This window comes from Streptomyces sp. NPDC048196, from assembly GCF_040652715.1.
Lineage (GTDB): Bacteria > Actinomycetota > Actinomycetes > Streptomycetales > Streptomycetaceae > Streptomyces > Streptomyces siderophoricus.
This window is the reverse complement of record NZ_JBEZMM010000015.1, coordinates 1-25082: the sequence shown is the minus strand read 5'-3', so window position 1 is coordinate 25082 and position 25082 is coordinate 1. Positions and strand designations below refer to the sequence as shown.

At 71.4% G+C, this 25082-nt stretch carries 21 protein-coding genes and 1 pseudogene; 9 read left to right on the top strand and 13 right to left on the bottom strand.

Translation table 11 applies throughout. The features are described 5' to 3' along the window. Nucleotides 1-80: 80 nt before the first annotated feature. Both AB0E02_RS17455 and AB0E02_RS17450 read right to left on the bottom strand, forming a co-directional pair. Nucleotides 81-350, bottom strand: coding sequence for a hypothetical protein (locus tag AB0E02_RS17455; protein ID WP_362140108.1), 270 nt, complete (start codon nucleotides 348-350; stop codon nucleotides 81-83). Nucleotides 351-423: 73 nt separating this feature from the next. Further along, on the bottom strand, nucleotides 424-1326 hold the full coding sequence (locus AB0E02_RS17450) for an SPFH domain-containing protein (protein WP_362140351.1): 903 nt from the start codon (nucleotides 1324-1326) through the stop codon (nucleotides 424-426). Between the two features lie 396 nt (nucleotides 1327-1722). Here AB0E02_RS17450 and AB0E02_RS17445 point away from each other — a divergent pair, with 396 nt between their 5' ends. Next, nucleotides 1723-4017 (top strand): transglycosylase domain-containing protein, encoded by a 2295-nt coding sequence (locus AB0E02_RS17445; RefSeq protein ID WP_362140105.1) that lies wholly within the window; start codon nucleotides 1723-1725, stop codon nucleotides 4015-4017. Between the two features lie 80 nt (nucleotides 4018-4097). Here AB0E02_RS17445 and AB0E02_RS17440 read toward each other — a convergent pair whose 3' ends face one another. From AB0E02_RS17440 to AB0E02_RS17420, 5 genes are all read right to left on the bottom strand, one after another. Further along, entirely contained in the window at nucleotides 4098-6536 is a 2439-nt protein-coding gene (locus AB0E02_RS17440) for a SpoIIE family protein phosphatase (RefSeq protein WP_362140102.1), read from the bottom strand. 90 nt (nucleotides 6537-6626) lie between these two features. Continuing rightward, complete coding sequence (locus AB0E02_RS17435) at nucleotides 6627-7310, bottom strand: class I SAM-dependent methyltransferase (protein ID WP_362140099.1); 684 nt, start codon at nucleotides 7308-7310, stop codon at nucleotides 6627-6629. Nucleotides 7311-7532: 222 nt separating this feature from the next. Then, nucleotides 7533-8273, bottom strand: coding sequence for a DUF402 domain-containing protein (locus AB0E02_RS17430; RefSeq protein ID WP_362140097.1), 741 nt, complete (start codon nucleotides 8271-8273; stop codon nucleotides 7533-7535). A 123-nt stretch (nucleotides 8274-8396) separates the two neighbouring features. Beyond that, nucleotides 8397-9809: a class II fumarate hydratase gene (locus AB0E02_RS17425; RefSeq protein WP_362140094.1), complete on the bottom strand. Its 1413-nt coding sequence runs from the start codon at nucleotides 9807-9809 to the stop codon at nucleotides 8397-8399. A 117-nt stretch (nucleotides 9810-9926) separates the two neighbouring features. After that, a complete protein-coding gene (locus AB0E02_RS17420; protein ID WP_362140092.1) occupies nucleotides 9927-11600 on the bottom strand; it encodes a fumarate hydratase in 1674 nt (557 codons plus the stop codon). A 278-nt stretch (nucleotides 11601-11878) separates the two neighbouring features. Here AB0E02_RS17420 and AB0E02_RS17415 point away from each other — a divergent pair, with 278 nt between their 5' ends. Together AB0E02_RS17415 and AB0E02_RS17410 are read left to right on the top strand one after the other, a co-directional pair. Beyond that, a complete protein-coding gene (locus AB0E02_RS17415) occupies nucleotides 11879-12682 on the top strand; it encodes a DUF1707 domain-containing protein (protein WP_362140348.1) in 804 nt (267 codons plus the stop codon). 210 nt (nucleotides 12683-12892) lie between these two features. Further along, entirely contained in the window at nucleotides 12893-13252 is a 360-nt protein-coding gene (locus AB0E02_RS17410) for a WhiB family transcriptional regulator (RefSeq protein WP_030412196.1), read from the top strand. Between the two features lie 86 nt (nucleotides 13253-13338). Here the strand turns inward: AB0E02_RS17410 and glpX are convergent, their stop codons facing one another. Further along, nucleotides 13339-14370 carry a class II fructose-bisphosphatase gene (glpX, locus tag AB0E02_RS17405; RefSeq protein ID WP_030412197.1) on the bottom strand — a complete coding sequence of 344 codons (1032 nt, stop codon included), beginning with the start codon at nucleotides 14368-14370 and terminating at the stop codon, nucleotides 13339-13341. A 236-nt stretch (nucleotides 14371-14606) separates the two neighbouring features. On the opposite strand from glpX, the gene AB0E02_RS17400 reads away from it, so the two are divergent. Next, nucleotides 14607-15137: a DUF4245 domain-containing protein gene (locus tag AB0E02_RS17400; protein WP_030412198.1), complete on the top strand. Its 531-nt coding sequence runs from the start codon at nucleotides 14607-14609 to the stop codon at nucleotides 15135-15137. Nucleotides 15138-15255: 118 nt separating this feature from the next. On the opposite strand, the gene AB0E02_RS17395 is transcribed toward AB0E02_RS17400, so the two are convergent. The 4 genes from AB0E02_RS17395 to AB0E02_RS17380 all read right to left on the bottom strand — a co-directional run bounded on the left by AB0E02_RS17395 (nucleotide 15256) and on the right by AB0E02_RS17380 (nucleotide 19240). Then, nucleotides 15256-15849, bottom strand: coding sequence for a malonic semialdehyde reductase (locus AB0E02_RS17395; protein WP_362140088.1), 594 nt, complete (start codon nucleotides 15847-15849; stop codon nucleotides 15256-15258). Nucleotides 15850-16087: 238 nt separating this feature from the next. Then, nucleotides 16088-16291 carry an exodeoxyribonuclease VII small subunit gene (locus tag AB0E02_RS17390; protein WP_030412200.1) on the bottom strand — a complete coding sequence of 68 codons (204 nt, stop codon included), beginning with the start codon at nucleotides 16289-16291 and terminating at the stop codon, nucleotides 16088-16090. Between the two features lie 181 nt (nucleotides 16292-16472). Beyond that, complete coding sequence (gene xseA / locus AB0E02_RS17385) at nucleotides 16473-17708, bottom strand: exodeoxyribonuclease VII large subunit (RefSeq protein ID WP_199816315.1); 1236 nt, start codon at nucleotides 17706-17708, stop codon at nucleotides 16473-16475. A 47-nt stretch (nucleotides 17709-17755) separates the two neighbouring features. Further along, nucleotides 17756-19240 carry an APC family permease gene (locus tag AB0E02_RS17380; RefSeq protein WP_362140084.1) on the bottom strand — a complete coding sequence of 495 codons (1485 nt, stop codon included), beginning with the start codon at nucleotides 19238-19240 and terminating at the stop codon, nucleotides 17756-17758. 101 nt (nucleotides 19241-19341) lie between these two features. On the opposite strand from AB0E02_RS17380, the gene AB0E02_RS17375 reads away from it, so the two are divergent. Together AB0E02_RS17375 and ppgK are read left to right on the top strand one after the other, a co-directional pair. Continuing rightward, complete coding sequence (locus AB0E02_RS17375) at nucleotides 19342-20343, top strand: 4-hydroxy-3-methylbut-2-enyl diphosphate reductase (protein ID WP_362140081.1); 1002 nt, start codon at nucleotides 19342-19344, stop codon at nucleotides 20341-20343. 99 nt (nucleotides 20344-20442) lie between these two features. Further along, nucleotides 20443-21330 carry a polyphosphate--glucose phosphotransferase gene (ppgK, locus tag AB0E02_RS17370; RefSeq protein WP_362140079.1) on the top strand — a complete coding sequence of 296 codons (888 nt, stop codon included), beginning with the start codon at nucleotides 20443-20445 and terminating at the stop codon, nucleotides 21328-21330. Between the two features lie 13 nt (nucleotides 21331-21343). On the opposite strand, the pseudogene AB0E02_RS17365 reads toward ppgK, so the two are convergent. Then, nucleotides 21344-21682 (bottom strand): annotated as a pseudogene (locus AB0E02_RS17365) (DUF6542 domain-containing protein); the annotation flags it as partial. A gap of 621 nt (nucleotides 21683-22303) precedes the next feature. On the opposite strand from AB0E02_RS17365, the gene ychF reads away from it, so the two are divergent. From ychF to AB0E02_RS17350, 3 genes are all read left to right on the top strand, one after another. Beyond that, nucleotides 22304-23392: a redox-regulated ATPase YchF gene (ychF, locus tag AB0E02_RS17360; protein ID WP_261955904.1), complete on the top strand. Its 1089-nt coding sequence runs from the start codon at nucleotides 22304-22306 to the stop codon at nucleotides 23390-23392. 647 nt (nucleotides 23393-24039) lie between these two features. Then, nucleotides 24040-24771, top strand: a complete 732-nt coding sequence (locus AB0E02_RS17355) for a WXG100 family type VII secretion target (protein WP_362140076.1) — start codon at nucleotides 24040-24042, stop codon at nucleotides 24769-24771. Next, nucleotides 24768-25049 carry a hypothetical protein gene (locus AB0E02_RS17350; RefSeq protein ID WP_362140074.1) on the top strand — a complete coding sequence of 94 codons (282 nt, stop codon included), beginning with the start codon at nucleotides 24768-24770 and terminating at the stop codon, nucleotides 25047-25049. The genes AB0E02_RS17355 and AB0E02_RS17350 overlap by 4 nt, the downstream gene beginning before the upstream one ends. The last annotated feature ends 33 nt before the right edge of the window (nucleotides 25050-25082 follow it).

Here is a 25082-nt window from a genome sequence, read left to right as displayed (position 1 = left end):
CCCTACTGGCGGTGTAACGGCGGTGTATACGTCAGGTGTATAGGGGGAGGAGGCGGCGCCGACCGTCGTGGCGTGCGGCGCTACGGCTGGCCGTCCGGCTTCTTCGGCGGGCGGCCCCGGCGCGGGATCGCCCCCGCGCCCCGGGGCAGCCGCCCCGCCTCGGAGAGCGCCTTGCGGAGCAGGAACTCGATCTGCGCGTTGGCGCTGCGCAGTTCGTCGTCCGCCCAGCGGGCCAGCGCGTCATGGATCAACGGGTCCAGCCGCAGCAGCACCTGCTTGCGCTGCTGCGGCCGTCGCGCGGGGGTCCGTCCGCCTTCGGCGCCGGACTCCTCCGGAGTCCCGGTGCTCATGCTGAAACCTCGCTACGCTCGGCCTCGCATTCGCGAGGCACGCACCCCCTAATGGTTCGCTCGCTGCGCTCCCTCACTGGTACAGCGAGCCCGTGTTCAGTACCGGCTGGGCGGCCCGGTCGCCGCACAGCACCACCATCAGATTGCTGACCATGGCAGCCTTCCGTTCCTCGTCCAGCTCGACGATGCCCTGCTCGCTGATCCTCGCCAGTGCCTGCTCCACCATGCCGACCGCACCCTCGACGATCTGCTGGCGGGCCGCGACCATCGCGCCGGCCTGCTGGCGCTGGAGCATCGCCGAGGCGATCTCGGGAGCGTAGGCGAGGTGGCTGAAGCGGGACTCGATGATCCGCACGCCGGCCGCCTGGACCCGCGCGGTCAGCTCCAGGGCCAGCTTCTCGGTGATCTCCTCGGCGTTGCCGCGCAGCGACAGGGCGTCCTCGTCGTGCGCGTCATAGGGGTACTCGATCGCGATGTGCCGGACCGCCGCCTCGGTCTGGGTGGCGACGAACTCCAGGAAGTCGTCGACCTCGAACAGCGCCTGGGCGGTGTCCTCCACCTGCCAGACCACGATCGAGGCCAGCTCGATCGGGTTGCCGTAGGCGTCGTTGACCTTCAGCACCGCGGTCTCGTGGTTGCGCACCCGGGTGGAGATGCTGCGGGCGGTGGTCAGCGGGTTGACCCAGCGCAGGCCGTCGGTGCGGATGGTGCCGACGTACCGCCCGAAGAGCTGGATGACCCGGGCCTCGCCGGGGGCCACCATCTTCACGCCGGTCATGCAGAAGAGGGAGCCGAGCAGGATCGCGGCCCCGGCCAGGATCAGGGGTATGCCGGCCGCCTTGTTGCCGCCGTCGGCCAGGATGCCGCCGACGGCGATCCCGGCGACGCCCAGCGCCACGCCGAGCACGGTCAGCAGCAGGGCCAGCCCGCCCGCGATGCTGTGCGCCCTGACCTCGCGGATCTGCGGGCGGGGCATCTCGGGGGCGGTCACGGCGAGGTCGTCGCCGGCGGTGGGGCCTGAGGTGGCGCCGCTGAGGTGGTCGGCCGTTGGCTTCTCGGACATGGATATCCCCGTTTCTCCCGATGCGGCGCGTGATGTCCGCCGCATTCGATGATGTCGCTGATCTAGCAAAGTGATAGCAGATTAATGGACGGGCGGTCAGGTCGTCCAGTCCCCGCGCCGAGCCCGATTTACGGCAAGTGCGCAGGTGAGAGCCGGGTGACGCAGAACACCCACCTCCTGGTTCCGTCGGGCCGGGTGCTGTTTGTCACGTCGGGAAAAGCCTTGATCGATGAGTATTTGTTGACAGATGCGGTGTTAGCTTCAACAGCTGAGTTAGCTGGGGGCGGAACGACTGGAGTTGTCGAAGCGATGGGCCGAGCGGAAGCGAGACGGGCGCAGCAGGAGAGCGCCCGCCGGGCCAAGACGAAGCAGAAGAAGTCCGGCATACGCCGCCTCTTCACCTGGAAGAAGATCCTCGGGACCTTCCTCGGGGTGTGCCTGCTGGGCATGGCCGCCTTCATCGGGCTGTACCTCTACGTGGACATCCCCGCCAAGGGCAACGAGGACTCAGGCAAGCAGGCCAACGTCTTCAAGTACGCCGACGGCAAGGTCTTCGCCCGCGGCGGCAAGCTCAACCGCGAGGCGATCAGCCTCAGTCAGATCAACGTGAAGGTGCAGCACGCCTTCGTCGCCGCGGAGAACAAGAGCTTCTACCACGACTCCGGCGTCGACCTGTGGGGCACCGCCCGCGGCATCCTCAACACGCTGATGGGGCACGGCAAGCAGGGCGGCTCGACGATCACCCAGCAGTACGTCAAGAACTACTACCTGAGCGACGAGCAGACGGTCAGCCGCAAGCTGCAGGAGATAGTCATCTCGCTCAAGGTGGACGACAAGATGTCCAAGAGCCAGATCCTTGAGGGCTACCTCAACACCAGCTACTACGGCCGCGGCGCCTACGGCATCCAGGCCGCCGCCCAGGCGTACTACCGCAAGGACGCCGAGAAGCTGACCGTCACGGAGGGCGCCTACCTCGCCTCGCTGCTCCAGGCGCCGAGCCAGTACGACTGGCAGAACGCCACCTCCACCGGCCGGAAGCTGGTCAAGCAGCGCTGGGCGTACACGCTCAACAACATGACCGAGATGCACTGGCTCTCGCCCGACGAGCGCGCCCGGCAGAAATTCGAGAAGCCCCAGCCGCCCAAGCCGATGCCCGGTGTGACCGGCCAGAAGGCCTACATCCTCGAAGCGGCCAAGCAGGAGCTCTTCGCGCAGGGCGTCGACCCGAAGCGGTTCGACGCCGGCGGCTGGACCGTCACCCTCGGCATCGACCCCAAGAAGCAGAAGGCGCTGGAGAAGTCGGTCCAGCGCAAGCTCACCGGCGACCTCAACCCCGGCAAGCGCAAGGTCGACGGCGACGCCCAGCTCGGCGCCGCCTCCGTGGACCCCAGGACCGGACATGTCGTCGCGATGTACGGCGGTGCCGGCTACCCGAAGCACTACCGCAACAACGCGACCCGCTCCGACTACCAGGCGGCCTCCACCTTCAAGCCGCTGATCCTCGCCTCGGCGATGCAGAACCACGCGGTCACCCAGGACGGCGTGCAGATCACCCCGAACACGATCTACGACGGCAGCAACCGCCGTCCGGTCGTCGGCGGCACCATCCCCTTCGCGCCGCCCAACGAGGACGAGCACGACTACGACAAGATCACCGTCCAGACGGCCACCAACAACTCCGTCAACGCGGTCTTCGCACAGATGGGCGCGGACGTCGGCCTGGACGACGTGAAGAAGACCGCGGTCAGCCTCGGCATGGACGGCTCCAAGATGGACGTCAAGCCGGCCATGACCCTGGGCACCATGGGCGCCAGCCCGCTCCAGATGGCCGGGGCCTACGCCACGCTCGACAACCACGGCGTCAAGGTCACCCCCACGATGGTCACCAAGGCCGTGCACAGCGTCGGCGGCGTGGAGAACGAGCTGAAGCTCAAGGACCCGATCGGCCAGCGGGTCCTCGACCGCAGGACCGCCGACACCGTGACCTCCGTCCTCACCGGCGTGGTCAACGACGGCACCGCCTCGGAGGCCGTCAAGAACACCGCCTACCAGGCGGCCGGCAAGACCGGTACCTCCGACGACGACAAGTCGGCCTGGTTCGTGGGCTACACGCCCAAGCTGGTCACCGCGGTCGGCATGTTCGGCGAGTCGCCCAACGGCGGCGCCCAGGTGACCCTCAAGGGCACCGGCGGCGGCGGCCGGGTCAACGGCGGCGGCTACCCGGCCAAGGTGTGGGCGGACTACACACAGGCCGCGCTCGACGGCAACACCGGCGGCGACTTCGACCTGGAGACGGACATGGGCGCCGCGGTCCCGCCGACCACCAGCCCGTCGCCGACCGCCACCCCGTCGACGACCCCGTCGCCGACCGGCAGCCCGAGCAGCACCCCCAGCGGCACCCCGTCGTCCCCGTCCGGCCGCCCGTCGCACACCCCGAGCGGCCGCCCGAGCAGCCCGACCACCCCGAGCGACACGGCCTCACCGCCGGACGGCGGTGTGGACGGCGGCGACACCACCGGCACCACCAGCGGCGTCGACGGCGGCACCGGCGGCAACGGCAACGGCGGCACCAAGGGCGCCAACAGCATGCCGGGCTTCAACTGACGCCGGAAGCCGTCCACCACGACAACAGCGCGGCCCCCGCCGAACCGGCGGGGGCCGCGCTGTTGCCGTACGGGACCGGGTCAGCGGCGCGGCGTCCCCGGCGGCATGCTCAGCTCGAACCAGACCACCTTGCCCATGCTCAACCGGGTCGCACCCCAGCGCCGGGCCATCCGGTTGACGAGGTAGAGCCCCCGCCCGCCCTCGTCCGACGGCCGGGCCTGCCGCAGCCGCGGCAGCTGCGGTACGTCGTCCCCGACCTCGCAGCGCAGCACGTCGGTGCGCAGCAGCCGCAGCGTGATCGGCCGCTCCGCGTACCGCACCGCGTTCGTCACCACCTCACTGACCAGCAGCTCCAGCTGATCGGTGAGGTCGTCCAGGCCCCAGCGCGCCAGCGCCCGGCGGGCCAGCCGGCGGGCCTGCCCGGCTGTCTGCGCCTTCGGGTCCAGGTACCAGTACGCGACGTCGCTCGGCGCGATCCCGTCGAACCGGGCCGCCAGCAGCGCGATGTCGTCGTCCCGGTCGCCCGGCCCGAGCATGTCCAGCACCTCGTCGCACAGCGGCTCCAGCGGCGGCGGGTTCGGGCCCGTCAGCCGGGCCGTCTCCGCCAGCCGCTCCCGCAGCTGCTCGATCCCGGTCCACACGTCCCGGATCCGCGACTCCACCAGACCGTCGGTGTACAGCACGAGCGTGGCCCCCGCCGGGGCGTCCAGCTCCACCGCCTCGAAGTCCACCCCGCCGACGCCGATCGGCGCGCCCGGCGGCACCCGCAGCACCTCCGCGCGCCCGCCGCGGTGCAGCATCAGCGGCGGCGGATGGCCCGCGTTGGCGATCGTGATCCGGTGCGCGACCGGGTCGTACACCGCGTACAGGCAGGTCGCCATCCGGTCCGAACCCAGCCGCTGGGCCTGCTCGTCGAGGTGGTGCAGCACCTCCTGCGGCGGCAGGTCGAGACCGGCCAGGGTCTGCGCGGTGGTGCGCAGCTGGCCCATGATCGCCGCCGAGGTCATCGAATGCCCCATGACGTCACCGACCACCAGCGCCACCCGGCTGCCCGGCAGCGGGATCGCGTCGTACCAGTCACCGCCCACCCGGGCCGTCTCGGCGGCCGGCAGATAACGGCTGGCCAGCCGCACCCCGGTCGGCTGCGGCAGCGAGTCCGGCAGCATCGTGCGCTGCAGCGCATCCGCGATGTACGCCTCCCGGCCGTACAGCACCGCCTTGTCCACGCCCAGCGCGGTGTGCGTCGCCAGCTGCGCCGCCACCAGCAGGTCGTCCGGCTCGAACGCCGGCCGGTCGGGCCGGCGCAGGAACACCGCCGCACCGATCACCCGCCGCCGCCCGCGCAGCGGCGCCAGGATCACCCGGTGCCCGCCCGGCAGCCGCGGATCGGGCCCCAGCAGCTCGGGCAGCGCGGTCCGCGCCGCCTGCGCCTCGCCGAACAACGGCCGTACGCCCCGCAGCACCTCCGCCAGCGGACCGCCGGGCCGCACCTCGGCCAGCTCCGCGGCGCTGCCGCCCATCGCCGGACCCAGATCGGGCTGCGCCGGCAGTACGGGCAGCCGCCCGCCGTTGGTGTCCGGCTCCTCCGGGATCCGGTCGGTGCGCCGCAGCCGCAGCACCACCGGTCCGGTGGGCCGCTCGTCGCCCACCGGCAGCGGATCGCGCAGATACACCAGGATCGCGTCGGCGAAGGTCGGCACCGTCGCCCGGCACAGCCCCAGCACGATCTCGTCGAGGTCGATGCCGCGGGCGATCCGCCGGGTCGCCGCACCGATGAACCGCAGCCGGTCACCGCCCGCCTGCCGGGCCGCCGCGACCTCACCGCTCTCGCCCGGATGCGCCGAACGCGCCGGGCCGGCCGGCGGCAGCGGAGCGGGCGGCGGGCCCGACGGCGGCCCGGCCGGCGCCGGCACCTGTGCCCCGGTCGCCTCCCCGGCCGTCGCCCGGGACCGTCCGGCGCCGCCGTCCCGCGGCCGCCCGATGCCCTCGCCGCCCGGCCGCGGACGCTCGCCGCGGTGCGGCTCCTCGGCCGGATCCGGTGTGCCCGCGCGGCCCACCGCGCCCTGCGCCACCCGCCGCCGCGCCGGGGCCGCCTCGCGTTCCCCGTCCGGTGCGCCGCCCGGCCGCCCGCTCGCCGGCATGGCCACCTCCCCGTAAGAGTCGGCGCCCCAGGGGTCGCCGCCGTAAGTGTCCGCGCCGCCAAAGGCGTTCGCGCCGCTGTACCTGCCCGCGCCACGGTACGCGCCCGCGCCGCCGAAGGTGTCCCCGTACGCCTCCCCGTACGGAATCGCCGCGTCGTCCCGGGCCGCGCCGTGGTCCACGGGCGACTCGCCGTCGGCCCGGCCGGCCGGCGGCCCCGCCGGGACGAAGCCGGCCGCGGCGGGCTGCTGCAGGGCGCCGCGCGGGTCCGGGACGGCGCCCAGCGGCGGTGTCCGGCCCGGCCCCCGCGCAGGGGACGCCGAGGGCGCGGCGGTCGGGGCCGACCGCCGCGATTCGTGGGAGGTGGGATGCTCCGTCACGCGTGGGATTCCATCCGTCCGGGGCTGCGCGTCCGACGCGCCGCGTTCCGGGCGCGCAGCCCGTACGGGACGCGCCCGACGCGCTGCGTTTCAGGCGCGTCGCAGGTGCAGAAAGAGCTGGATCTCGGGTGGTACGTCCGTGCTCGCCGGGGCGTAGGCGTAGGCGTCCTCCCCGACGACGTCGAAACCCGCGTCGTGCACGACCCGGCGCAGGTCGTCCCGCAGGTAACCCGATACCCGGATCGTGTTGCCCAGGAACGGGATCGGGAAGTCGTCCACGTCCGCCTCGACCATCGACAGGGCCATCAGGCCCCCGGGTCGTAGCAGATCATGCAGCAGGCCCAGTGCGTAAGGGATTTCCGCGCGGGGCAGCATCAACAGCGAGAAATAAGCGGCGACACCGTCGAAGGAACCGGGGCCGCCGAGCCGGCCGCCCCGCAGATCGGCGATGTCCAGGCGGTGGAACTCGGCGCCCGGGACGTTGTCCCGGGCCAGCTTGACCATGGAGGGGGAGAGATCGATACCGACCACGCGGTGCCCGGCCCCGGAGAGCTGACGGGCGGTCGGCAGGCCCGTACCGGACCCGACGTCCAGGACGCGGGCGCCCGCGGGCAGTGCACCGGCCAGCCAGGCACCCGAGGACACCTGACCCTCCTTGTGCGGAAAGGCGTCGTTGTAGCGGTCGCCGATCGCGTCGAAGGCGTCGGCCTGCCCGGCCCGGTCCAGCGCTAACCGGCTCAGGCCCTCGTACTCGTCGTAGCTCTTCGCGCTCACGACCTCGCCCCTCCTGCGACCGCGGTCAAGTTCGTTTTCCAGTTCTGGAGTTGCGCCTGTGCAGTCTTGCGGAGGACGATCCTACGTTTGAAGACCCGGGGCGCAGCAAGGGGGCTCGGACCGGCTCCTCGCCCCGCGGGAAACAGCTTTGCCCAAAGGCGCACCTTTCCACGGTCCGCCTCCTTCACTCCCACTCGGTGTACCCCGTTTCACTTCGCTCCCTCACGACCGCAAACACTCCGGTGGGCGGTCCCAGTCCTCCGGGAGCCGGGGAACCTGCCAGGCCGGGTCGGGCCGCCAGTCCTCCCAGCCGGCCGAGTACGGTTCGCGCCAGGCCGAGATCTGTGCGATCGCGGCCCGTCCGGCGGACCGGACCTCCGCGGCCCGCGCTTTCGTCATCAGCCCGTCCCGCTGCGCCTGTGCGAATTCGTCCTCGTCCCGCCACTCCCAGTGCCGGTCCGGATAGACACAGATGTCGAGGAAGTGGTCCTCGGAGTCAATTCCCCCTGACCAACGACGGCGCGGCTGCTCCAGGTTGACGTACCAGTTCTTGAACTGCCAGCCCTGCTCCCAGAAGAGCCAGACCGACCAGGGGTCGCCGGGCCGCGCGAGCTTCAGCACGCCGGTGCCGAACCAGTGGTCGCGGGTGGTCCGGCGCGGTTTGGTGTAGCGGGTGGCGAGCGGCTCGCGGTGCACCGGCGTGCCGTCGGCCAGCACCGGCTTGATGCACGCGGTCCCCGGCGCCATCCACACCGCCAGCAGCTCTTCGGTGTCCTGGACGACGGTCATCGGCCGGCAGATGTGGAAGCGCCCCGGGTCGGCGTTGTCGCGGTAGCGCCACAGGACGTGGTCGCCCGGCGCCCAGTGGCCCGCCGCACCGTCCGCCGCCGCCTGCCGCACCCCGGACGTCCCGTGCCCGCCGGCCGTCCCGCCTTCCGTCGTGTCCACCATGTCCGCTGTCATGGGCAGATTTTAGAGGTGCCGTATGACGCCCGCCGTGACATGAGACGCAGCGGGCGTTACGGGCGCGGTAACGTACCTTGCTTGCGGTGTTACGGGCCGGGCCCGCTCACGGGTGGGTCACGGTCACGGCCGGGTCATACGCAGCACGTCCAGCGCCTCGTCCAGCTGCTCCTCGGTGAGCAGCCCGCGCTCCACATACCCCTCGTCCAGGACCACCTGACGGATCGTCCTCCGCTCGGCGAGCGATTTCTTCGCCACCTTGGCCGCCTCTTCATAACCGAGGTACTTGTTCAGCGGGGTGACGACGGACGGCGACGATTCGGCGTATTCGCGGGCCCGTTCCGCATTGGCGGTGATGCCGTCGACCGTACGGTCCGCCAGCAGCCGCGCCACATTGCCGAGCAGCCGGATCGATTCGAGGACGTTCCGCGCGATCACCGGGAGCATCACATTGAGCTCGAAATTACCGGCCGCACCGGCCGCGGCCACCGTCGCGTCATTACCGGTGACCTGTGCGGCGACCATCAGCACCGCCTCCGGAATCACCGGATTGACCTTCCCCGGCATGATCGACGAACCGGGCTGGAGGTCCGGCAGATTGATCTCGGCGAGCCCGGTGCGCGGCCCCGACGCCATCCACCGCAGGTCATTGGCGATCTTCGTCAGCCCGACGGCGATCGTCCGCAGCTGCCCGCTGGTCTCGACGATCCCGTCCCGCGCGCCCTGCGCCTCGAAATGATTGCGCGCCTCGGTCAGCGGCAGTCCGGTGGCCCGGGCCACTTCCGCGATCACCGCGGCGGAGAATCCGGGCGGCGTATTGATACCCGTCCCGACGGCCGTACCGCCCAACGGCAGTTCCGCCAGCCGCGGCACCGCACTGCGCAGCCGCTCCACGCCGTACCGCACCTGGGCGGCATATCCGCCGAATTCCTGGCCCAGGGTCACCGGCGTGGCGTCCATCAAATGCGTCCGCCCCGACTTCACGACGTCCGCGAATTCCTCCGCCTTCCGCTCGAACGCCGCCGCGAGATGCTCCAGCGCCGGAATCAGATCGTTCAGCACCGCCGATGTGGCCGCGATGTGGATCGACGAGGGAAACACGTCATTGGACGACTGGCTCGCATTGACGTGGTCGTTGGGATGGACGTCCCGCCCCAGCCGCTCGCTCGCGAGCGTGGCGACGACCTCGTTGGTGTTCATGTTCGACGACGTCCCGGAGCCCGTCTGGAACACATCGACCGGGAAGTGCGCGTCCCACTCACCCCCGGCGACCGCCGCGGCCGCCTCCTGCACGGCCTCGGCGACGTCCTTGTCCAGCACCCCCAGCTCGGCGTTCACCTTGGCGGCCGCGCCCTTGATCCGCGCCAGCGCCTCGATGTGCGCCCGCTCCAGCCGCTGCCCGGAAACGGGGAAGTTCTCCACCGCCCGCTGCGTCTGCGCCCGCCACTTGGCCTCCGCGGGCACCCGGACCTCGCCCATCGAGTCGTGCTCCACGCGAAACCCGCCGCCGTCACCCACTGCACTCGTGTCACTCATACCTATGACAGTGCCCTGCGGAGGGGATCTGTTCCCGCCCCGACGCACTCCGCCCCGCCGGCAGTTCGCGCGGCGGGCGGAGGTGGTGTGCGGCGACCCGGGAGAGGGCCGGGCGGGTCAGGCGCCCTGGCGCACCGGGATGCTCGTGAACGTCGGGGCCGGGGCCGGGTCCTGGAAGAAGTCGTTGCCCTTGTCGTCGACGACGATGAAGGCAGGGAAGTCCTCGACCTCGATCTTCCAGACCGCCTCCATGCCGAGCTCCTCGTACTCCAGGACCTCGACCTTCTTGATGCAGTCCTGGGCCAGACGGGCGGCCGGACCGCCGATGGAGCCGAGGTAGAAGCCGCCGTGCGCGGCGCAGGCGTCGGTGACCTGCTGCGAGCGGTTGCCCTTGGCGAGCATGATCTTCGAGCCGCCGGCGGCCTGGAACTGCTCGACGTAGGCGTCCATCCGGCCCGCGGTCGTCGGGCCGAACGAGCCGGAGGCGTAGCCCTCGGGGGTCTTGGCCGGGCCCGCGTAGTAGACCGGGTGGTTCTTGAGGTACTCCGGCATCTCCTCGCCGGCGTCCAGGCGCTCCTTGATCTTGGCGTGCGCGATGTCGCGGGCGACGACCAGCGTGCCGGTCAGGGACAGCCGGGTCTTCACCGGGTGCCTGGTCAGCTCGGCGAGGACCTCGTCCATGGGGCGGTCGAGGTCGATGGCGACCGCGTCGAGGTCGGGGCCGGCGCCCTCGGTCAGTTCCTCGTCCGTCGTCTCCGGCAGGAAGCGGGCCGGGTCGGTCTCCAGCTGCTCCAGGAAGACGCCCTCAGCGGTGATCTTGGCGACGGCCTGGCGGTCCGCGGAGCAGGACACCGCGATGGCGACCGGGCAGGAGGCGCCGTGCCGGGGGAGGCGGACCACGCGGACGTCGTGGCAGAAGTACTTGCCGCCGAACTGCGCGCCGATGCCGATCTTCTGCGTCAGCTCGAAGACCTTCTCCTCCAGCTCCTTGTCCCGGAAGCCGTGGCCCGTGGGCGAGCCCTCGGCGGGCAGCTCGTCCAGGTAGTGCGCGGAGGCGTACTTGGCGGTCTTGAGGGCGTACTCGGCCGACGTACCGCCGACGACGATCGCGAGGTGGTACGGCGGGCAGGCGGCCGTACCGAGCGAGCGGATCTTCTGCTCCAGGAACTTCATCATGGAGCCCTCGTTGAGGACCGCCTTGGTCTCCTGGTAGAGGAAGGACTTGTTGGCGCTGCCGCCGCCCTTGGCCATGAAGAGGAACTTGTAGGCGCCGCCGTCGGTCGCGTACAGCTCGATCTGCGCCGGGAGGTTGGAGCCGGTGTTCTTCTCCTCCCACATGGTCAGCGGGGCCATCTGCGAGTAGCGCAGGTTCAGCTGCGTGTACGCGTCGAAGATGCCGCGGGAGAGCGCTTCCTCGTCGCCGCCCTCGGTGAGCACGTTCTGGCCGCGCTTGCCCATCACGATCGCGGTGCCGGTGTCCTGGCACATCGGCAGCACGCCGGCGGCCGCGATGTTGGCGTTCTTCAGCAGGTCGAGGGCGACGAACTTGTCGTTGGCCGAGGCCTCGGGGTCGTCGATGATCTTCCGGAGCTGACCGAGGTGCGCGGGGCGCAGGTAGTGCTGGATGTCATGGATCGCCGCTTCGGCCAGCTTGCGCAGCGCCTCCGGCTCGACCTTGAGGAACGTCCGGCCGTCGGCCTCGAAGGTGCTGACACCTTCCGAGGTGACGAGGCGGTAGGGGGTGGTGTCCTCGCCGGTGGGGAGCAGGTCGGTGTAGGCGAATTCCGGCATGGTGGCGGTTCATCCTTACTCGGAGGGGTCTGGCTGGCTTCTACGGCAGCGCCCCAACAGCGTAGAACCCTGGCGCGCGGACGGGGCTGTGAGGTAAGGCTCAGTCGGCGGCGGGCTCCGCTTCGGTGGCGGTACGGGCCGGTGCGGGCTCCGGTTCGGGCGAATGTGCGGTCCGACGCGGCAATCCCTAGTCGCGATCTATCGCGTTTCGGTACGCTGGGGCGGTGGATGCAGACAACGGGGGACGAGTGGGCCCCGAGACCCCGCAAACGGTGGACCTGACCAAGGCCGCGACCAGGCCCGCGGGCGCGCCCGTGGCCGAGGCGGACATCCGGGCGTCCGACGCGGACCGCGACCGGATCGCCGCGATACTCCGGGAGGCGCTCGCGGAGGGCCGCCTCGATCCCGAGGAGCACGCCGAGCGGATCGACACGGTCTACCGCGCCAAGACCCTGGGCGAGCTGGAGCCGGTCGTCCGCGACCTGCCGGCGGCCGGCGGCCGTCCGCAGCCGGGACCGGCCACGTCGGCGACCGCCTCCGACACCGGTGCGCCGCTCCCGGACCAGAACCTCGTCGCGATCTTCAGCGCCGCCTCCCGCAAGGGGCGTTGGCACGTCCCGGCGCGGATCAACGCCGTCGCGATCTTCGGTTCCGTGGAGATCGACCTGACCGAGGCGGTCTTCCCGCAGCAGCAGGTCCAGATCACCGTCACCTCCCTCTTCGGGAGCGTGGAGATCCGGGTCCCGGAGAACGTCACGCTGCGCAGCAGCGGCTCGGGGATCCTGGGGGCCTTCGAGATCGACACCCATGAGGCGGAGGACGGCGACGCCCCGCAGATCCAGGTCAACGGCTTCGCCGTCCTCGGCAGCGTGGAGGCCCGGCCCAAGCGCGGCGCGCTGATCAGCGACCTGCGGGACCGGATGCGGGACAGCCACCGCGAGCTGCGCGACCGGGCGTGGGAGGACCACCGCGACCTGCGCCGGCAGCTCCGCGACGAGCACCGCGAGCGGCACCAACTGCTGCGCCTGGAGCGGCAGGAGCGCCGGGACCGCTTCCGCAAGAGGTACGACCGCGGCCGCTGACGTACGGACGTCCCGGGGGGCGCGGTACGACTTTTCGCCTTGTCGCGTGATCTCCTTTCCGCACGATCGCCACGGTGTGCATAAGCGTGCGCACAGCGGGTAGGGCTGGTGCATCGTCTCTCGTACGGCTGCGGGGTGCGGAAAAAGGCCGTGCGCAGCGAGACGGGCAAGGGTGATTTCTCGCGCCGAAGCCGTCGTCAGGAGTAGACCGTGCTGCTACCGCATCAGCCCCTGCAGGATGCCGCTGTCCTTCCGTCCCCGCGAGTACCTGCGCGCGACGAGGCCGGTCCCTGGCATTCCGAGGCGGTGTGCCGCCGGGACGAAGCCGGGCTGTTCTTCGCCCCGTCGAAGGAGCCGACCGCCGCGCGGCTGGCCAGGGAAGAAGCCGCGAAGCGGGTCTGTGCCCGCTGCCCGGTGATGGTCGAGTGCCGGGAGCACGCGCTCCTCCAGCCGGAGCCGTACGGCGTCTGGGGCGGGCTCACCGCGGCCGAGCGCAGGGTCGTGCTGACCCGGCGCCGGCGCCGGGAGTCCGAGCTGCAGCGTGCGGCCCATATGCCCGCGGCCGGCTGACCGACCGCGCGTATGGGCCACTTCGCCCCCGCCGGAGCCTCTCCGGCGGGGGCGAAGTGCGTCCGGGGTCGTCCCGGTGGAGGCGGTCAGCTCGGGCGCTCGAAGTCCACCGAGCTGTAGGCGCGCAGCTTCGACAGCCGGTGCTGGGAGTCGATCTGCCGGATCGTGCCGGACTTGGACCGCATCACCAGGGACTGGGTGTAGGCGGTCTCGGCGCGGTAGCGCACGCCGCGCAGCAGCTCGCCGTCGGTGATGCCGGTGGCGACGAAGAAGACGTTGTCGCCGCGGACCAGGTCGTCGATCTCCAGCACCTTGTCCAGGTCGTGCCCGGCGTCCAGCGCGCGCTGCCGCTCCTCGTCGTCCTTGGGCCACAGCTTGGCCTGCAGGGTGCCGCCCAGACACTTCATGGCGCAGGCCGTGATGATGCCCTCGGGCGTACCGCCGATGCCCAGCAGCAGGTCGACGCCGGTGCCCTCACGCGCCGCCATGATCGCGCCCGCGACGTCGCCGTCGGCGATGAACTTGATCCGGGCGCCCGCCTCCCGGACCTCCTTGACCAGGCCCTCGTGGCGCGGCCGGTCCAGGATGACCACGGTGACGTCCTCGACCGCGGACTTCTTCGCCTTGGCGATCCGCTTGATGTTCACCGCCACCGGGGCGGTGATGTCGACGAAGTCCGCCGCCTCCGGGCCGGTGGCGAGCTTGTCCATGTAGAAGACCGCCGACGGGTCGAACATCGACCCGCGCTCGGCGACCGCCATCACGGACACCGCGTTGGCCATGCCCTTGGCGGTCAGCGTCGTACCGTCCACCGGGTCCACGGCCACGTCGCACTCCGGGCCGGTGCCGTCCCCGACGCGTTCGCCGTTGTACAGCATCGGGGCGTGGTCCTTCTCGCCCTCTCCGATGACGACGACCCCGTTCATGGACACGGTGTGGATCAGGGCGCGCATGGCCTTGACCGCCGCGCCGTCCGCGCCGTTCTTGTCACCTCGCCCCACCCAGCGGCCCGACGCCATGGCACCGGCCTCGGTGACCCGGACGAGTTCCAGGGCGAGGTTGCGGTCCGGGGCCTCGGGGCTGACCTCGAGTTGGGACGGGAGATGATGCTCGGTCATCGAGCGCACCTTTCTGTACGGCGACGGCCGTGGAGGAGTGAGGGTGGCTGTGCGGGGGCGCGGGGGTCTCCCCCAGAGGTTCACAGTATCCGCACGTCACCAAAATGAGCAGAGGGCCCTTCGCATGAGCGGCCGACCGGGGGATGCGCGACACGGTGTTCGCGCAGGTGACGGGCGTCACCGGGGGGCCTGTCGGGGCCGGCGCGGGGATGGGGGACCATAGGGGCGTGGCAGGTATGCGAGGCAGGCAAACGGTGCGGGACATGGTCCTGTCGCTGGCAGTGATCGGCGTCCTGGTCGGGGCGATCTACATCTTCATCCCGCACGACGAGAGCGCGGACGCGGCGAAGAACGCGGTGAAGACGGTCGACTACCGCGTCGAGCTGATCACCGCCCGGCGGGCGGCGCCCTATCCGGTCGCCGCGCCCCAGGGGCTCCCCAAGACCTGGCGTGCCACCTCCGTCTCCTACAAGGTGAGCGACGACGGCAAGGGCGGTGCCTGGCACCTGGGCATGCTCGACCCGGAGGAGCAGTACGCGGCGGTCGAGCAGAGTGACGCGCCGGCGCGGAAGTTCATCCAGGAGGTCACCCTCGGCGCCACCAGGACCGAGGGCAAGCAGGCCGTCGGCAGCAAGAAGTGGGACCGCTACGAGGGCGACAGGTACAAGGCGCTGGTCCGCGAGGAGAAGGGCGTGACCACGGTCGTCACCGGCACCGCGCCGTACGGGCGGCTGGCGGACCTGGCGGCCGCCCTGGTGGCGAAGTAGCGCTGACGCAGGCGAAGCATGCAGGGGCCGCCGCACCCGGACTGGGTGCGGCGGCCCCTGTGTGGTTTCCGACGGCCGTCGGACGGTGCTGACCGCTGTCGGAGGGTGGTGACGGAGGTCAGACGGTGGTGACGGCGTCGTCGAAGGTCAGGCGCGGCGCGCGCGGGAAGAAGGCGTCCGGGCCCGGCTTGCCGAGGTTGATGACGAGGAAGGACTTCTGCTTGCCGTCGCCGAAGAACTCCTTGTCGATGCCGGTGAAGTCGAAGCCGGTCATCGGGCCGGCGGCCAGGCCGGCGGCGCGGACGCCGACGATGAAGTAGCCGGCCTGCAGGGTGGCGTTCTGGGTGCCGGCGACCTCGCGGACGGCGGCCTCGGCGAAGAAGGTGTCCTTGATGCCGGGGGCGTGCGGGAAGAGCTCCGGCAGCTTCTCGTGGAAGTCCAGGTCGACGGAGAGGATCGCGGTCAGCGGCGCGGTCAGGGTCTTCGGGCCGTTGGCACCCATGGCGTGGTTGACCAGGCGCTGCCGGGCCTCGGGCGAACGGACCAGGGTTATCCGCAGCGGCGACTGGTTGAAGGCGGTCGGGCCGAACTTCACCAGGTCGTAGATCGCCTGGACCTGCTCGTCCGTCACCGGCTCGTCCGTGAACGTGTTGGCGGTCTGGGCCTCGCGGAACAGCAGGTCCTGGGCGGCGGCGTCAAGGGCGAGAGACATGAAAAGCACCTCGGTGGTCAGCTCGGTGGTCAAACGGGTCTGCGGTAGCCGCCGCGGAAACGGCGAGTACCACGATGCGGATACCGCAGTCCACATACTGCACGGTTCTCCGTGCTCTCCACTCTAAAGCAGGTAGATTAATGTTCAACTAAATCGAGGGTGTTGTGTGCCGGTTCACATGAGGGGGTGTAAAAGGAACGCCTGATCCGCGCGCGGCACGCGGCCCGGAACGCCGCGCCTACCGCTCCTCGGCCAGCGCCGCGTCCAGCCGGGCCCGGGCGCCGTCCAGCCAGCGGCGGCACACCTTCGCCAGCGCCTCGCCGCGCTCCCACAGCGCCAGCGACTCCTCCAGCGTCGTACCGCCCGCCTCCAGGCTGCGGACGACCTCGATCAGCTCGTCCCGCGCCTGCTCGTAGCCGAGCGTGGAATCCACCGGGGGCACCGCGTCCGCGGGTGCTCCCGGCTGCGGTCCGGCGGCGTCCGGACCCGGCTCAGCGGCGGGCTCCGCGCTCTTCGCGGCCCGCGCGCCGGTGTCCGCGCCGGCCCCCGGGCCCTGCTCCGTCTCCGCCACGCCGTCCGTCTCCCGCTCCGTCTTCGCCTGCGCCTTCGCCATGTCTCCCACCCTATTCGGGGTCACTGACAGCGCCCTGGACGCCGCCGACCCGGACCCGGAACTCGCCCGCCGACACCCGGGCCCGCAGCTCCTCCCCGGCATCGACCTCCCCGGGGGAGCGCACCGCCGCCCCGTCCGCCTTCTGGAGCACCGCATAGCCGCGCTCCAGCGTCGCCCTGGGCGAGAGCGCGACCACCCGGGCGAGGGTGTGCGTCAGCTCCGAGTCGGCCCGGTCCAGCAGATGCCCCAGCGTCCGCCGGCCGCGCTCCACCAGGGCCGTGACCTGCTCCTCGCGCTCCTCCACCATCCGCTGCGGCCGCTCCATGCACGGTCGCTGCAGCGCCGCCGCCAGCCCCCGCTGCTCCCGCTGCAGGAAGCCCTCGACCGCGCGCAGCGCCCGCTCCCGCAGCTGCTGCACCCGGGCCAGCTCCTCGCCCACGTCCGGCACCACCTTCTTCGCCGCGTCCGTAGGAGTCGAGGCGCGCAGATCGGCCACCAGATCCAGCAAGGGCGTGTCCGGCTCATGGCCGATCGCCGAGACGACCGGCGTCACCGCCGCGCTCACCGCCCGGACCAGTTGCTCGTCGGAGAACGGCAGCAGGTCCTCCACGCTGCCGCCGCCACGGGCCACGATGATCACGTCCACCTCGGGCAGCGCGTCCAGCTCCTGCACCGCCGCGATCACCTGCGGCACCGCATGCACGCCCTGCACCGGTACGTTGCGCACCTCGAAGCGGACGGCCGGCCAGCGGTGCCGGGCGTTCTCCAGCACGTCCCGCTCCGCGGCGCTGGCCCGCCCGCAGACCAGCCCGATCAACTGCGGCAGGAACGGCAGCGGCCGCTTGCGGTCCGCCGCGAACAGCCCCTCCGCCGCCAGCGACTTCTTCAACTGCTCCAGCCGCGCGAGCAGCTCACCGACGCCGACCGGGCGGATCTCCGCGGCCCGCAGCGACAGTTGACCGCGCGGGGCGTACCACTCCGGTTTGGCGTGCACCACCACCCGGGCGCCCTCGCTGATCACGTCCGCGACCTTGTCGAAGACCTGGCGGTAGCAGGTCACGCGGAGCGAGATGTCGTGGGACGGATCGCGCAGCGTCAGGAAGACCACGCCCGCGCCGGGGCGGCGGGAGAGCTGGGTGATCTGCCCCTCGACCCAGACCGCGCCGAGCCGGTCGATCCAGCCGCCGATGAGCCGGGACACCTCGCCGACCGGGATCGGCGTTTCGGGGGACGTGGAGACAGCCATACGAGCGAGCGTAGCGGCGGCCACCGACAGTGCCGGCCGCCTCGCCCTCAGCCCGCCGCCCCGCCCCCCTCGGTCCCCGCCCCACCGGCCCGCGACCGCCGCCCGTACTGCACCGCCAGCCACACCAGCCCCACCGCCAGCCAGCATCCGCCCACGGCCTGCGCCGTCGGCGACGCCGCCACGAGCACCGCGACCACCACCGCGAGCCCCAGCAGCGGCACCACCACGTGCCGCAGCACGCCCGGCACCCCGGCCCGCTCCCGCGCCCGGAAGCGGAACCAGCCGATCACCGAGGCGTGCAGCAGCCCGAACGCGGTCAGCGCCCCCACGTTCACGATCGACGACAGCTGCTCCAGCCCGTCGTCCCGGCGCGCCGCCCACACCGCCGCCACCAGCGTCACCCCCGCCGCGCCCAGCAGCGCCCGGCGCGGCACTCCGCGACGGGCGTCCACCTCGGCCATCGCCCCCGGCAGCCGCCGGTCCCGGGCCATCGCGAACAGCAGCCGCCCGGCCGCCGCCTGCCCCGCCAGCGCCGCGAACGCCGCCCCGACCGCCTTGCCGGCCGCCACCAGCTGCCCCAGCCACGGCCCGACGGCCGCCTCTGCCGTCACGTAGAAGGCGCTGCCCTGCTCACCCGGTCTGGCCGCCAGCCCGGCCGCGGACACCGGGGCCAGCAGCGCCGCGAGATACGTCTGCACGGCGAACAGCACCCCCGCCACCGCCAGACAGGTCAGCACCGCCCGCGCGACCCGCCGTGGGCCGCCCACCCGTCGCCCACCACCCTTCCCGGGACGCTCCCCCCGACTCCGTCCGGGGGCACCCCCCTCGCGCGGCGCATCTTCGGCCTCCTCCGCGAACGACGCGATCGCGTCGAAACCCAGGAACGACAGGACCGCCACCGACACCGCCGCGAGCACCGCGACCGGGGAGAAGGCCCCCGCACCGGTGAACGGCTCGCTCCAGCCGCGCCGCGCCCCCGCCGTGACCAGCACATACCCGGCCGCGCCGACGAAGACGACCAGCACCGCGAGCTCCAGGGCCAGCACCACGAAGCCGACCACCGCCGCGGTCCGTACGCCCCACAGGTTCAGCAGCGTCGTCACCACCACGGCCAGCGCCGTCCACACCCACTGGTGCACCGACGGCACCAGGGCGTGCAGCGCGATCCCGGAGAACAGATACGCCACCGCCGGGATCAGCAGATAGTCCAGCATCGCCATCCACCCGGCGACGAACCCGGCACCGTCGCCCAGCCCCACCCGGGCGTAGGTGTAGACCGACCCGGCCCGCGGCGCGACCCGCACCATCTGGGCGTACGAGTACGCCGTGAACGCCATCGCGACCGTCGCCACCACGTAGACCACGGTGATCGCGCCGTGCGACGTGGCCAGCAGGGTGCCGAAGATCCCGACCGGCGCCATCGGGGCGATGAACAGCAGCCCGTAGACGACCAGGTCCCGGAACGTCAGCGTCCGCCGCAGCGCCGCCGGCCGCGCCCCCTCCGCAGCGCCGCCCCGCCGCCCCGACTCCATCCCGGCCTCCCTCGGTACTTCCGGCCTCGGTGGTTCCGGCCTCCCAGTCTGGGCCAACGGCCGATCTTCGGCCCCGGGGCACGGCCCTTACGATGGACGGCATGACTGCACTTCCCGGCCCCCCCGCCGGCCGCAAGGTCCTGCTCGCCGCCCCCCGTGGCTACTGCGCGGGCGTGGACCGCGCCGTGATCGCCGTCGAGAAAGCCCTGGAGCAGTACGGCGCGCCCGTCTACGTACGCCACGAGATCGTGCACAACAAGTACGTCGTGCAGACCCTGGAGAAGAAGGGCGCGATCTTCGTCGAGCGCACGGAGGAGGTCCCGCCGGGCAACATCGTGATGTTCTCGGCGCACGGTGTCGCCCCCGTCGTCCACGAGGAGGCCAAGCGCGGCCGCCTCGCCACCATCGACGCGACCTGCCCCCTGGTGACCAAGGTCCACAAGGAAGCCGTCCGCTACGCCAAGGAGGACTACGACATCCTCCTGATCGGCCACGAGGGGCACGAGGAGGTCATCGGCACCTCCGGTGAGGCCCCCGACCACATCCAGCTCGTCGACGGCCCCGAGGACGTCGACAAGGTCGAGGTCCGCGACCCGTCGAAGATCGTCTGGCTGTCGCAGACCACCCTCTCCGTGGACGAGACCATGGAGACCGTCGACGCCCTGAAGACCAAGTTCCCGGGCCTGGTCTCCCCGCCCAGCGACGACATCTGCTACGCCACCCAGAACCGGCAGCTCGCCGTGAAGCAGATGGGCGCCGAGGCGGACCTGGTCATCGTGGTCGGCTCCCGCAACTCCTCCAACTCCAAGCGGCTCGTCGAGGTCGCCAAGCTCGCCGGCGCCCGCGAGGCCTACCTCGTGGACTTCGCCGCCGAGATCGACGAGGCCTGGCTGGAGGGCGTGACCACGGTCGGCGTCACCTCCGGCGCCTCCGTCCCGGAGGTCCTGGTCGAGCAGGTCCTGGAGTGGCTCGCCGAGCGCGGCTACGGCGACGTCGAGCTCGTCAAGGCGGCCGAGGAGTCCATCACCTTCTCGCTGCCCAAGGAACTCCGCCGCGATCTGCGCGCCGAGGCCAAGGCCGCGACCGAGGACACCGACGCCTGACGCCCCGCCCCGACGACGAACGCGGCCCCGGCGGACGAAAGCGCCGCCGGATCCGCGTTCCCTGGGCGGCCGGGCCCGTCCGCGCCTAGCCTTTTCCCCATGAGGGTCTTCGGTGTGGACATCGGCGGATCGGGCATCAAGGGCGCCCCGGTGGATCTCGAACGCGGCGACCTCGCCGACGAGCGCCACAAGGTGCTGACCCCGCATCCGGCCACCCCGGACGCCGTCGCGGACGGCGTCCGCGAGGTGGTCGCGCACTTCGGATGGACCGGCCCGGTCGGCGCGACCTTCCCCGGAGTGGTCACCGGCGGAATCACCCGCACCGCCGCCAACGTCGACAAACGATGGATCGGCACCGACGCCGCCGCCCTGCTCACCGACCGGCTCGGCGGCGAGGCCGGCGGCTGCCCGGTCATCCTCCTCAACGACGCGGACGCGGCCGGCCTGGCCGAGATGCGTTTCGGCGCCGGCCGCGGCCGGACCGGCACCGTCATCGTCCTCACCCTCGGCACCGGCATCGGCAGCGCCGTCTTCACCGACGGCCGGCTCCTGGCGAACACCGAGCTCGGCCACCTCGAACTGAACGGCCACGACGCCGAGAAACGCGCCTCCACCAAGGTCAAGGAGGACGAGGACCTCAGCTGGCAGCGCTGGGCGCGCCGGGTCCAGAAGTACCTGGCCCATGTGGAGATGCTGTTCTCGCCCGAGCTGTTCGTGATCGGCGGCGGGGTGAGCCGCAAGGCCGAGAAGTTCCTGCCGCTGATCGAGGGCATCAGGGCCGAGATCGTGCCGGCTCAGCTTCAGAACAACGCGGGGATCGTGGGGGCGGCGATGGCCGCGTACGCCGCTCTGGCTGGCGCGCCACCTGCCGCGGCCGTGGCCCCGGCCGGGTCCGGCCGGCCTTCCGCGCCGCCGCCCGGTCCGCCGGCCCGGGCTCCCCGCTCCGCGGTCGCGTCACCGGTCGGCTGGCCCGACGCCGCGCGATGACCGCCGCCCGCCGGACGACCGCGATCAGCGCGCAGACCAGCGTGCCCGCGTAGAGCCAGCCCGCGTTCAGCGCCAATACGGTGAAGACGCCCATCAGCAGCCCGCCGAAACCGTCCCCGCCGCGGTGGATCGGCACCGCCCCGAGCGTGAACGCGATCGGCAGCGTCACCGGCGCGCAGATCAGGTCGTACGGCCGCACCCACACCGCCGCGCCGACGCCCACCAGCAGGAAGAACACGCCGTACGGGGTCTGGGCGCCGCCGAGCAGCAGCCGGTCCAGGCAGGCGAAGGCGAACAGCGCGAGGGTCGCCAGCAGCCAGCAGCCCAGGCCGGTGAGCTTGGCCGCGGGCATCCGGCGCCGCAGGCCGTCCGGCGCCGCGGGCAGCGGACGCTGCGGACGCGCCCGGTAGACGGCCGAGGATTCCGGGCCCACCGGGGGCGGCACGGCCGCCCGCTCACCAACGGGTGGCGCCACGGCCGCCGCGGTGGGCCCCCGGGCGGCCCACGCCTGCGCCGGACCGCGCGCCGCGGCCCGTACGGGCGCGGGCGCGGCGATCGGGACGGACGCGAAGCCGGAGGCCCGCATCGCGGAGAGGAAGTCGTCGTCGGGGTCGGGGGCCACGGCCTCCGCCGGGCGTGGGAGCCGGGCGTCCTGGTCCGCGGCCGGGCGTCCGGACCACGGCGGGCCGTGCTGGGGGGTGCGCGCTTCGTGTTGCTCCACTCGCCAACGGTAGGCCGCTAAGTGGTATTAACCGGTTACGGGACACGCCCTTTGGTCGAGCTTGGGGCTGCGTTCGACACGAGCGGGTGCGGGCCGGGCCGGGAGGCGACCGGAGGACGGGACGCGGCGGCGGGACAGCGGCCCGGGCTGGGGCGGCCGGGCGCCGCCGCCCGCCCCGTAGACTGGTGGATCGGCCCCTCACGAGGCCGTTGCCCACCCCACCGCTCTCCCTTCGGAAGTCGAGTCGCCACCGTGTCGCTCACGATCGGAATCGTCGGTCTGCCGAATGTCGGCAAGTCGACCCTGTTCAACGCCCTGACCAAGAACGACGTGCTGGCGGCCAACTACCCGTTCGCCACCATCGAGCCGAACGTCGGCGTCGTCGGCGTCCCCGACCCCCGCCTGGCCAAGCTCGCGGAGATCTTCGCCTCCCAGAAGGTCCTCCCGGCCACCGTCGACTTCGTCGACATCGCCGGCATCGTCCGCGGCGCCTCCGAGGGCGAGGGCCTGGGCAACAAGTTCCTCGCGAACATCCGCGAGTCCGACGCGATCTGCCAGGTCATCCGCGCCTTCAAGGACGAGAACGTCGTCCACGTCGACGGCAAGGTCTCGCCCAAGGACGACATCGAGACGATCAACACCGAGCTGATCCTCGCCGACCTCCAGACCATTGAGAAGGTCCTGCCGCGCCTGGTGAAGGAGTCGCGGATCAAGAAGGACGTGGCCCCCAAGGTCAAGGCCGTCGAAGAGGCCAAGGCCATCCTGGAGAAGGGCGACACCCTCTTCGCCCACGGGATCGTCCAGGGCAGCGAGCGCAACGAGCTCCTGCACGACCTCCACCTCCTCACCACCAAGCCGTTCCTCTACGTCTTCAACGTCGACGAGGACGAGCTGACCGACGAGGACTTCAAGAACGAGCAGCGCGAACTGGTCGCCCCCGCCGAGGCGATCTTCCTCAACGCCAAGCTGGAGGCCGACCTCGCCGAACTGGACGAGGACGAGGCCCTCGAACTCCTCCAGTCCGTCGGCCAGGAGGAGCCCGGCCTCGCCACCCTCGCCCACGTCGGCTTCCGCACCCTCGGCCTGCAGACCTACCTGACGGCCGGCCCCAAGGAAACCCGCGCCTGGACCATCAAGCAGGGCGCCACCGCCCCCGAGGCCGCGGGCGTCATCCACACCGACTTCCAAAAGGGCTTCATCAAGGCCGAGGTCATCTCCTTCGCCGACCTGGTGGAGACCGGCTCGGTAGCCGACGCCCGCTCCGCGGGCAAGGCCCGCATGGAGGGCAAGGAGTATGTGATGCAGGACGGGGATGTGGTGGAGTTCCGGTTCAACGTGTGAGTTTTCCCAACGGGAGCCCTTCGGTCTGTGTTCGCGCAGGTCGGAGGGCTTCTTCTGTTCGGAGGTGGGGGAGTTTCAACGGAACGTTGTGTGGGGTGGCCGGGCGTGCGCTGATTGCGTTTGTGCAGGTCAGCGTCGCGGCCACCGGTAGTTGAATCCGGGCGGGGTTTTCCCGGTGCTGGATCGGTGCTGGATGATCTGACGCCTCACCGGGCCTTGGGCCGGTGAGGCAAAGGCAGGTGCGCTGTGCACCGCCGGGTCTTCGTCACCCCAGGGCGCGCGGTGCTGTGGCTCGCCTTCGCCCCTGAGTCGCATGCCTGCCCACCGAGGCGTACGCCCGCCTCGCCATGCCCGCCGCCAAGGTGCGCGCCCCTGCACTGACGGCTCGCTCAGCCGGTCGTCGAGCTCCATGACCGCCCCCCACCCGGTCACCGACCGCCCTTGCTGACCGGCCCCGTCGCCGAGGTCGCCGCCTGCAACTGAACCTGGCCCGCTCGGCGGAACTGATCAACAGGCAATGATTACTTGCCAATTCACGCCAACAGACGCACTGATGACCCTGCCTAGAATGCTTCTTTGCCCGTCCCTTGCTCCCCTTTGAGCGCTGTCTGATGAGCTGCTGTGAGGCATCAAATCGGGGGTGCAGTATGGCGATCGAGCTGCCGGATCAGGTGGTGTCGTTCCTCCAGTTCATCGGGGTGAACTGGCCGAACATCGATGAGGACAAGGTCCGCGAGTTCGCTTCTCACGTGCGGGATTTCGCGCAGAAGGTGGATGACACCCACAAGGACTCCACGTCCACGGTCAAGCAGTTGCAGGACGTGTACCAGGGCGCGTCGTACGAGGCGCTGCTGGCCAAGTGGGGCCAGATGTCCGACGGCCACATGACGGAACTGGTCAACGCCTGCCATGTGGTGGCCGACGCACTGGATATCGCGGCGGACACGATCGTGGCGATGAAGCTGGAGGCGATCGCCGAACTCACCGTGCTGGCCATCACGTTCATCGCCGACCAGGCCGCCGCGGTCGCCACGCTCGGGATCGCGGAGGCGGCCGAGGCGCTGGTCGTGGAAGCGGCCGAGAAGCTGATGGACTATCTGGTGCAGCAGTTGGAGCAGTACGTCATCGGCCAGGTCATCGAGGCTGCCATCGATCCGCTGGTCGAGACGGTCGGCAAGGCGGTGGGCGGCCTGGTGTTCCAGGCTGCCGAGTCCGCACTGGGTGTCTCCGCCGGCGGCGGGGGGCGTGGTGGGGAGGGTTTCTCCATCCATCCGGAGGCGCTGCACGCCCGTGCGGAGAAGCTGCACGAGCATGCGCGGACAGTGGCGTCGCACGCCGCCGAATTCGGGACGAAGGCTGCGGGGGCGAGCTTCGAATGAGCAATCCGATCGTCAAGGCGCTGGAGCACGCGGCGGAGAAGCTGGGCAAGACCCTCGGCAAGGACGCGGGCAAGGCGGTCGAGGACCTGTACCACGGGGCGGGCACCCGGCTGAAGAAGGTCGCCACCAACCACGCTGAGAACGACGCCAAGCACGCCGCGGAGCTCGACAAGCTCCTCAAGGGTGGCAAGGAGGGCATGCCGCACGCGCCCCGCGCTAGGGGGTGTCTTCAAATGATCTCGGGTGGTGGACCATGGTCGGGTGATACGTCGCCATGAACTATCCGATGCTGAGTGGGAGTTCGTCCGACC